The 9,650-nt window shown below is 43.7% G+C and carries 7 protein-coding genes; 4 read left to right on the top strand and 3 right to left on the bottom strand.

Features of this window, described 5'->3' with window-relative positions; genetic code table 11:
* Nucleotides 1-306: 306 nt before the first annotated feature.
* The 4 genes from B4K26_RS11550 to pncB all read left to right on the top strand — a co-directional run bounded on the left by B4K26_RS11550 (nucleotide 307) and on the right by pncB (nucleotide 6,966).
* A complete protein-coding gene (locus tag B4K26_RS11550; RefSeq protein WP_296245652.1) occupies nucleotides 307-2,265 on the top strand; it encodes a glycine betaine ABC transporter substrate-binding protein in 1,959 nt (652 codons plus the stop codon).
* 33 nt (nucleotides 2,266-2,298) lie between these two features.
* The gene (locus B4K26_RS11545) at nucleotides 2,299-3,210 is read left to right on the top strand and encodes an ATP-binding cassette domain-containing protein (protein ID WP_296245651.1); all 912 of its coding nucleotides are present in this window, start codon (nucleotides 2,299-2,301) and stop codon (nucleotides 3,208-3,210) included.
* Nucleotides 3,211-3,645: 435 nt separating this feature from the next.
* A complete protein-coding gene (gene msrAB / locus B4K26_RS11540; protein WP_296245650.1) occupies nucleotides 3,646-5,496 on the top strand; it encodes a bifunctional peptide-methionine (S)-S-oxide reductase MsrA/peptide-methionine (R)-S-oxide reductase MsrB in 1,851 nt (616 codons plus the stop codon).
* Between the two features lie 243 nt (nucleotides 5,497-5,739).
* Entirely contained in the window at nucleotides 5,740-6,966 is a 1,227-nt protein-coding gene (gene pncB / locus B4K26_RS11535) for a nicotinate phosphoribosyltransferase (RefSeq protein ID WP_296245649.1), read from the top strand.
* Nucleotides 6,967-6,989: 23 nt separating this feature from the next.
* On the opposite strand, the gene xseB is transcribed toward pncB, so the two are convergent.
* The 3 genes from xseB to B4K26_RS11520 all read right to left on the bottom strand — a co-directional run bounded on the left by xseB (nucleotide 6,990) and on the right by B4K26_RS11520 (nucleotide 9,537).
* On the bottom strand, nucleotides 6,990-7,235 hold the full coding sequence (gene xseB, locus B4K26_RS11530) for an exodeoxyribonuclease VII small subunit (RefSeq protein ID WP_296245648.1): 246 nt from the start codon (nucleotides 7,233-7,235) through the stop codon (nucleotides 6,990-6,992).
* 196 nt (nucleotides 7,236-7,431) lie between these two features.
* Complete coding sequence (gene xseA / locus B4K26_RS11525) at nucleotides 7,432-8,958, bottom strand: exodeoxyribonuclease VII large subunit (protein WP_296245647.1); 1,527 nt, start codon at nucleotides 8,956-8,958, stop codon at nucleotides 7,432-7,434.
* Nucleotides 8,959-9,168: 210 nt separating this feature from the next.
* A complete protein-coding gene (locus B4K26_RS11520; RefSeq protein WP_296245646.1) occupies nucleotides 9,169-9,537 on the bottom strand; it encodes a hypothetical protein in 369 nt (122 codons plus the stop codon).
* Between the last annotated feature and the right edge of the window lie 113 nt (nucleotides 9,538-9,650).

The following is a 9,650-nucleotide window of genomic DNA, read 5'->3' as shown; positions in this document are numbered from 1 at the left end:
AGCAACGTTATAAAAATAGCATCTACTCGGGTCGGTGCTATTTTTTTATCCAAAAGTTAATCCTTCCTCTTCAAAACAAAGCATTCAAAATAAGGAGTTAAAAACCGTTTTTTAGGATAAATGAGCATTTGTCATCTTATCTATAAGTCGCTACACTTTGTAGACCGCCTAAACGAGATTGTGGTGACTATTAGATGGGTTATAAGTAAAGAAATTAATAATAAATAACAGACTTTGGGTGTACAAATAAGCTCTACTAAACCTAGAGATAATTATTAATAATAATAACGATAAATAGGATCTGCCGTGCGCCAATGGATTGCTTTTAGCTTACTATTAATAAGCTCGCTAATACTGTCTTCACCCGTGTCCGCTGCTGGGCCAAATTGTGATGCGCCGATAAAATTTGGCGCGCTCACGTGGGAGAGTGGGCAATTTACCACGGGAGTATTGAAATATATCACTGAGCACGGCTATGGCTGCCAAGTGACCGAGGTGCCAGGCGCAGGTCCTGCGCTCGAAAATGCGCTGCTACAAGATGATATCCAAGTCATCGGTGAGCAGTGGATAGGACGCTCGCCAATTCTAGAGAAAGCCATCAATGATGAGAAAGTGGCGGTCATCGGCGATACGCTTGAGGGCGGCGCGACCCAAGGTTGGTATGTACCTAAGTATGTCTTAGATGAGAATCCAGGTCTACGCCGTTATCAAGATTTGCCCAAATATGCTGAGCTGTTTAAAGATCCTGAAGATCCGCGAAAGTCACGTTTTATGAATTGTCCATCAGGGTGGGCGTGTGAGATTTTTAATACCCGTTTGCTAAAAAATACAGGTTTAGACAGTATTTTTAACATTGTGCATCCTGGTACGGGTGCTGCGCTCGACGCTGAAATCTCCTCTGCATTTGAACAGCACAAACCCCTATTGTTTTATTACTGGCAACCAACTGGCCTCATGGCAAAATATGACTTTGCGCCATTAGAGTTCCCTGCGCACGATGATGCCTGTTGGCAAGATTTACTAATAGCTGATGGTACTTCTGATTGCATCTCAGGCTTTCCTGTCTCTCCTTTGAGTATTGCAGTATCAACGCCCTTTATTGAGACTAACCCCCAGCTAACCGATTTTTTTAAAAAAGTTAAATTTACCCCTGATCAGCTCAATGGCGCTATTTTAGAGATGAGTGAAAGCAAACGTAGCGGTGATGAGCAAGCGCTGGCGTTTTTGCGTAATAACCCTGACGTTTGGCAAACTTGGATGTCAGCGGAAGCGGCGGACAATATGGCAGCTTCGCTTGGTATCAGTCTCAATGGCGGTGCTTTAGCAAACAACGTTGCGTCAGACACGTTAGAAAATAACAAGGCCACCAATATATTCGGTTTGTCCTCAAGCTTTCCTTCATGGTCGCTTGAAACGTCGCTCAATAACGTTTTAGCGACTGTGGTTAGAAACTATGGTGACATTTTTCGCAGTGTTAGTAGCGCCGCTTTGACCTATCTATTGTTGCCCATTGAACGCTTTTTGACATTTATCCCGCCATGGCTGATTATTGCGCTCGTAACCGTTTTAGCTTGGTTTGGCGTACGCAAAATATGGTTTGCGCTGGCATGCGGCGTAGGGTTGTTTTTAATTGGTGCGTTTGGACTGTGGGACGCGTTGATTGATACTTTGGCGTTGCTTATGGTGTCAGTGTTGGTCACGGTTGTGATTGGTATTCCGATTGGTATTGCTATGTCAGGCAGTAAGCTGCTGCGCAAGATCATTACGCCGATTCTGGATGTCATGCAAACCATGCCAAGCTTTGTCTATTTAATACCAGTATTGATGTTATTTGGAATTGGTAAAGTGCCCGCGCTATTTGCCACCATTATTTATGCTTTGCCGCCGCTGATTCGCTTGACCACACTTGGGATTACGCAAGTCAATCACGAAATGGTCGAAGCAGGGCGCTCATTTGGTAGCACCCATTTGCAGTTACTTATCTGGATTAAACTGCCGCAAGCGCTGCCGAGCATCATGGCAGGCATTAATCAAGCGGTGATGATGTCGCTTTCTATGGTGGTGCTGGCTTCTATGATTGGTGCGCCGGGTCTTGGTGAGGATGTGTTGCAATCGATTCAAACGCTCAATATCGGTCAAGGTTTACAAGCAGGTACTGCTATTGTCATCGTCGCCATCATCATTGACCGTATTACGCAAGCCTTTGGCCAAGACAAACGAGCACGGCAAAAAACCATCGATGCGGGCAGACGCCCAATTGGTTAATTATTCATCATAAAAATAAAAATGAGAACAACCATGAATCATATTCAATTAGAAAATATCAGCAAGATTTATAACGCCAATAGCTCGCAAGCGCAGTCAGCCTTGGCGTTATTGGCAGAAGGGATGGATAGTATTAAGGTAAAGGAGCAGACTGGCTATTCGGTGGGACTTTATGATATCAATCTCGCGATTGAAGCGGGTGAGCTGCATTGTATTATGGGCTTGTCAGGCTCTGGTAAGTCAACATTGATACGCCATATTAATCGCTTGATTGACCCAACTAGCGGAAAAATTTGGGTCGATACCGCTATTAACGCTAAAGACTCTACAGCGGAAACCGTTTCTAATTCAGCGGTCGTAAGCGAGGAGCAATTACAGAACAAAAACGAAAAATCTTCTGCTATTAATATCCTAGAGCTGGATGATAAAGGCTTACAACACTATCGTCAGCAAACGGTCAGTATGGTTTTCCAACACTTTGGTTTGGTACCTCATATGACGGTGCTGCAAAACGTCGCCTATGGTCTGCGCGTGCGTAAAATGAGCATTAAGGAGCGCCACGAGGTGGCACGGCATTGGCTCAATGAAGTTGGGCTTCCCAATCTAGAACGCAGCTATCCTGATGAATTGTCTGGCGGTATGCAGCAGCGGGTGGGGCTGGCACGAGCGTTGGCAACTGACAACCCAATCTTACTCATGGATGAGGCGTTCTCCGCCCTCGATCCGCTTATTCGTGCGCAGCTGCAAGATCAATTACTTGAACTTCAAGAACGGCTCAATAAAACCATTGTCTTTATTACCCACGATATCGATGAGGCAGTCAAGGTTGGTCAGCGTATCAGTATTTTAAATGGTGGGCGTCTGGTACAAACTGGTAGCGCAAGTGAGCTGCGACACAATCCCGCTGACAATTATGTGGCACAGTTTATGGGTGCTAAAAGTTAATTTACCTATATTCTTAGTTTACTCATGCTCTTAATTTACCCATGTTCTTAATCTAACCGTTATTAACTAACAAATTATTGGTTAAGCAATTGATTGTGTTAGTAATATTGATTTTTCATTATTTTATCCTCATATAAATATAATCGCCCATTAATAATTGTTCACATCAATTTCTTCGTACTCAATCCTGTATATCACTACTCTTACGGTGTTGTTAAAAAAGTGTAGCAACCTCTTATTTTTTATTAAAGTAAACTCCACTAGCGATGTATACTATTAAGATAGTCTAATGCCGTCGTCGTTCTCTTCATTTTCATATATCTCGCAATCTATTTGCTTTCACTAACATTCATTCTGCTTCATTGCTTTTGAATACGCTTAATGACTATTAAACATTAAGCGGGTGCTCGCAAGATTTTGTAAAAAGGGTCCTCCATGCTACCTGATAAACAAGATAATAAGTCTTACAATACAAATGGCTCTGATAAGGGCAGCAACACTCATGATTTAGCGACACAGTCACCGCGAGCAGCAGCACGTTGGTTAAAAAACGTCAGCGCTTTTGGGGTAACGACGGTATTAAGTGCAGGAATCTTGGTTGCTTGCGGGCAAATGAGCAGTGCAGAAAACAACTCTAAGAACAATGCCAGCAGTAGCGCCAACGCCAGTAGCCAAAACAGCGGCGTGAAAAACTCGCGCGATATGCTGCCATCTGACATGCTTGGACAAATGCAAGCATTGCCGCAGCTGACAACAGGCTTGGGCAAAACGGGTGCTGACGTCATTGATCCAAATAAGCCTACTTTGATTAAGTTTTGGGCAAGTTGGTGCCCGTTGTGTTTAGGAACGCTTGCGGAAACAGAAGAGTGGCGTACCGATCCTAAGTTTGCGGATTTAAATGTCGTTACGGTTGCCAGCCCTGGTCATTTAAATGAAAAAACGGAGGGCGAATTCAGCACTTGGTATGCAGGCGTGCAAGCTGATTATCCAAAATTACCAGTGTTATCTGATGCTTCGGGTGAGCTGATTAATAAGCTTGGTGTGCAAGTATATCCAAGCTGGGCGATTCTTGATAAAAACGGCAACTTGGTGCACTTAGTTAAAGGCAATATATCGGCAGAGCAGGCGTATGCCCTTGCTGAAAATGCCAATAATGACTTTGCGGAGCTGAAAGCGGGAAATGCAAAACCCGCCAATGCGCAAGCATTGAATAACAATAGTAAGATTGAAACCATCAAACAGAAAGATGGCGTTTATTATAATGATAAAGGCAAAGCGATTAATACGCGATCGATCTACTTGGCAGGTGGCTGCTTCTGGGGCGTTGAAGCTTATATGGAGCGCGTCGAAGGTGTGGTCGATGCTGTGTCAGGCTATGCTAATGGTGAGACGGCTAATCCAAGCTACGAACAAGTAATTCGTGGTTCAGGTCATGCTGAGACGGTTAAGGTTACTTACGATGCTGATAAAACCGATCTTGATACGATTCTAAAATACTACTTTCGCGTGATTGATCCGACCAGCCTAAACAAACAAGGCAATGATCGCGGCGTCCAGTACCGTTCGGGCGTTTATTACACCGATAAAGCAGATAAAGCGGTCATCGATGCGGCCCTAAAACGCATCCAAAGCCAATATAAGCAGAAAATTGTCGTCGAAAATAAGCCGTTAGATAATTTCTATTTGGCTGAGATGTATCATCAAGATTATTTGGCAAAAAATCCAAATGGCTATTGTCATGTCGATTTAAGCTTGGCCGATGATAAGCCTGAAGGCAGCACACGTCGCAAGCTTGCCCCTGTAAGCACGGTTGCTGAAGCACTAGACCCCAAACGCTATGCTGGATTCGATAAAGGCGCCCTAAAAAATACTTTGACCAAAGCGCAATATAATATTACGCAAGAAGCGGCTACAGAGCGGGCGTTCAGTCATGAGTATGATAATTTATTTGCGCCAGGGATTTATGTCGATGTTGTGAGTGGAGAGCCGTTATTTTTATCAACCGATAAATACCAATCTGGCTGCGGTTGGCCAAGTTTTACCAAGCCAATTGACATGCAGGTGATTACTCAGCATGACGATACCGCCTTTAACATGGTCCGTACTGAGGTTCGTTCACGAGTAGCAGATTCGCATTTGGGTCATGTATTCCCAGACGGTCCAAAAGATCGCGGCGGCCTGCGCTATTGTATCAATGGCGGGGCGCTACAATTTATCCCAGTAAGTGTGATGCCGCAGTCAGGTTACGCGCCATTGGTAAAATTGGTTAAGCCAGCAAAGCCTTAATTATTGATATTAATAATTAAACTTATGACAAGACGTTAAGTATAGGCTTAGCGTCTTTTTTATGGCTGATGTTTTATCATCTATTTTAGCAAGCGTAGTAATTTTGCTGCAAATCAACGTCAATTCTGCAACTAGCCGCAAACTTCGTTATACTTAGCTTTTTAACACTTACTAAGCTTATATTATGTCGCTTTGAGAATGAGGTGACGTTTTTCTTATTTTTGCGTTATTTAAGGCCACCGCATGACCGATACTTTCACCCCTATTATCACCTCTTTACTCGATAACGATTTATATAAATTCACCATGCTACAAGCCATGCTGCATCAGTTTCCGCAGACCTATGGTGTTTACCGCTTTCGTTGCCGCAATAATAAAGACACCCTTTATCCATTAGCGGATATCAAAGACGCATTAGAAAAACAACTGGACAGTTTATGTGAGCTGCGTTTTTTGGATGATGAGCTAGAGTATTTGCGCGGTTTGCGCTTTATGCGCTCAGATTTTGTTGATTATCTAGAATTGTTTAAACTAAAGCGCCGTTTTATTACCGTCAGTACCGATGAAAAAGGACGTTTATGTATCGATATCGAAGGTCCGATGATTCAAGCGATGTTCTTTGAAGTATTTGTTCTATCAATTGTAAATGAGCTATATTTTAGTCCTTTATCGAGTGCTAGCGTGATCGAGGAAGGGCAGCGCAGACTGGATGAAAAAGTTGCTTTGCTGCATCAGTATGCGGCAGAGCAAGCAAAAGATGAGTATGATACACCGCCATTTGTTGTGGCTGATTTTGGTACTCGTAGACGCTTTAGTAAAGTTTGGCAGGCGCACGTGGTTGAGACTTTGCATAACGCGGAACCAACAATCGTGCGCGGCACCTCAAACGTCTATCTGGCAAAAAAACTCGGTATGACGCCGATTGGTACGATGGCGCATGAGTTTATGCAGGCCTTTCAGGCTTTGGATGTGCGATTGCGTGATTCACAAAAAGCGGCGCTTGAAGCATGGGTACATGAGTACCGCGGTGATTTGGGAATTGCGCTGACCGACGTCGTTGGCATGGATGCGTTTTTACGTGATTTTGATTTATATTTTGCCAAGCTGTTTGATGGGCTGCGTCATGACAGCGGCGACCCATATATCTGGGGCGATAAAGCTATTGCGCACTATAAGAAGCTAAAAATAGACCCAAGAACCAAGGTGTTGACCTTTAGTGATGGCTTAAATCTGCACAAAGCTTGGGATTTACATCAGTATTTTAAAGGCCAGATAAAAACCAGCTTTGGTATCGGTACCAATCTGACCAATGATATGAGCATTACTCCCATAAATATCGTCCTAAAACTGGTCGAGTGTAATGGTCAGCCCGTTGCTAAACTGTCGGACAGTCCAGGCAAGACCATGATCAATAATGATACGTATCTTGCCTATTTACGCCAAGTATTTGAGGTTGATGAGCCAGAGTAAAGGATTTTAAGAATAAAGGAGTTTTAAATATCGCTATTTTCTGTGTTGTCTTCTTCAGCGAAGGCGGCATCTAGCGCTTGCTGTACCGCATTGATTCGGGTTTCGCAAACGCGGTAAGCGGCAATCGATTCTTCGACAGTCGTCATCAGATTATCAATATCTGGCTCGTCTTGTTGCTGAAGATCGGCTGCATTGGTTTTTAAAATATCGTACGCTGCCTTAAAAGTTTTTGGGGCGGCTTTTTTACGTTTGCGAGTTGGAGTAGTCATAAAATTTCCTAATATTGGCATCAGTTTGAGAAAAAAATATAGAAAGAAAGGTAGATAAAAAGTTATTAGATATCTTGGTTTCAATAGTCTGCTGCTGGTACAGATTTTCCTTGCTTGCTGTGTTACTCCTTCACTGTTCGATGCTGCGCAAAATTTATCCCAGTAGCTCTGTGTTTTTACAATAAAAAGACTATAACTAAGTAGTCTCCACATCAATAATCTGTGCTTTTGCTTTCCCGTCTTTTAAAACAATATGAATGGTCTGCTCAGGATAAAGCTGGGTACTGCTGGTTAATATCTGTTTGTCGTTTGCGTCAGTCAGCATGGTATAGCCTTGCTTAAGCACGCGAGACGGGCGCTGTAAAAAGATGATATCACGCAGATGCTCGCTATCACGCCGCGCTTGTATCAGTTGCTGCTGCGCATTTTGTATGATAGCTTTTTGATAATTTTGCCCGTCAGTTGCTGCAATGACTAACTGCTGATGAGCAGAAGTTTGAATTTGGCTACGCAGCTCGCTGGTTTGCCTGGCGGCCTGCTTGACTTGGCGCTGGGCGCTTTGCTGAATACTCTGCCAGGCGTAATCACTGTCTTTTTGCAGGGCGGTTAGTTTTCCAATGGTTTGCGATTGAATTTGGCTTAACTGGCGTGTCGTTTGCTGCTCAGCGACGTTTAATTGCTGCTTGGCTGCGTGTTTGATTTGCGCTCGGTATTGCAACGTTTGAGTGACCAATTGTGCTAAATGTGCCATGATAGCGGCAATAACTTTTGACGGCGTATCAAAGCTGGTATGCGCTACTTCATCCAAAATCACTTTGTCACGCTCATGACCAATGCCAACCCATACCGGAATAGGCTGTTCGGCGACCAAAGCTGCCAGTTCATAATCATTGAGATACGCCAAATCACCAACAGCGCCGCCGCCACGAATAATAACCAATAAGTCGGGTAGACGTTGATAAGTGTCGTAAAATTGCTGCTGGGCGCTGACGATAGCTTGGCGAATTTCCGCAGGTGCATGATTGCCCTGAAACGTGGCATTGTGGTAATAAAAGTGACAAGCGCCGGTACTCGCTAAGCGATCGGCATCGGCTTGAAAATCACCGAGCCCAGCGGCCTTTTCAGGAGCAATGACTAGCACATGCTCGATATCAAATGGGTCAGGCAGCTGCTGATTGAGATTTAATAACCCTTCGCCAGTTAAGCGGTCAACCATTTCTGCGTATTGCCGCGCTAAGTCACCTAGCGTATAACTTGGGTCAATGTCTTCAATCGTCAGTGAAAAGCCATATTGTGCATGAAAGCCTGCTGATACTTTTAACAAAACCGTCAAGTCTCGGTCAAGCGGCATACCAGTTGCACGCTCAAACTTTGCTAAAACGCGCGCCGCTTTAAAGCGCCAAAGGTTGCCACGGCAGCTGGCAATGACTTTACCTTCATCATCTTTTTCTGCCAGCTCAAAATAATAATGCCCACCTTTACTGGATAAATTACGAATCTCAGCCTTGACCCAAACACGGTGATTAAAGGTTTGTTTGATAACCATATCGACTGCGGATAAATAATCACTTAGCCGCAAAACCGTATCTTCTAAATTGACTTCAATGTTGTTTTCTTGTTCTGCCAGCTCGGCCTCCAAGGTCGCTAAATCTTTGGCAGGCGCTATCACTTTGGCTTTATTAGTACTGGCTTGTTTCGACTGTGATAGGTTCGGTTTGCGCATAATAATAGACCAAAGGTAAGAAGATTTAGGAACGGGACATTTATAGCAGTCTTAAATGGCTACTAACGATAGACTGATTCAAGAGTGCTGAACCTTAGATAGGGTAGTTTACCCCAAAAGTGCCCGCACAAAAAGTAAAGCCAACAAGCCGCGATGAACATACTATCTCGCAAACTAATTGGCTAAAGACTTTATCAAATTATAGTTTTTTTATTGGCAACGAAAACTAATCATATATTCATAATCATCTTTACGTGATAAATCTGGCGAGCCGGTACCGAAGATTGTGCCGATCACCGCACCTGCTTGCCCAATCATACGGCCAGTTTGCTCATTTAAAATACCGTTATATTTTACTTCATCATCAACGATAATCACTTGTTTTCTTCCACACGTCTTTTGCGCACTGTCTATCGCATTTTGCTGTGCCTTCACTTTGCTATCAGCGATGCCTGTGGTTTCATAAATGGAGTTGGCACGTTGGATAACAGGGGAGGAAGGCGTACTTTGGCAGGCACTCAAAGCGAGCGCAGCAGCTAGTGCCGCCGTAAAGGTGGCGGTTTGATTAAAAATTTTCATATTCATGTCCTTTTTCCTATAAGTTAAATATGTTCTTAACGACTTAAATGAATCTAACTTATTGCTGTGGTGAGTGTCTAGGCGGTTATTGTGTTCGACGTTGCTCGTACACA

This window comes from Psychrobacter sp. UBA6766 (genome assembly GCF_002453355.1).
Lineage (GTDB): Bacteria > Pseudomonadota > Gammaproteobacteria > Pseudomonadales > Moraxellaceae > Psychrobacter.
This window is presented reverse-complemented; position numbering and strand designations above follow the sequence as displayed.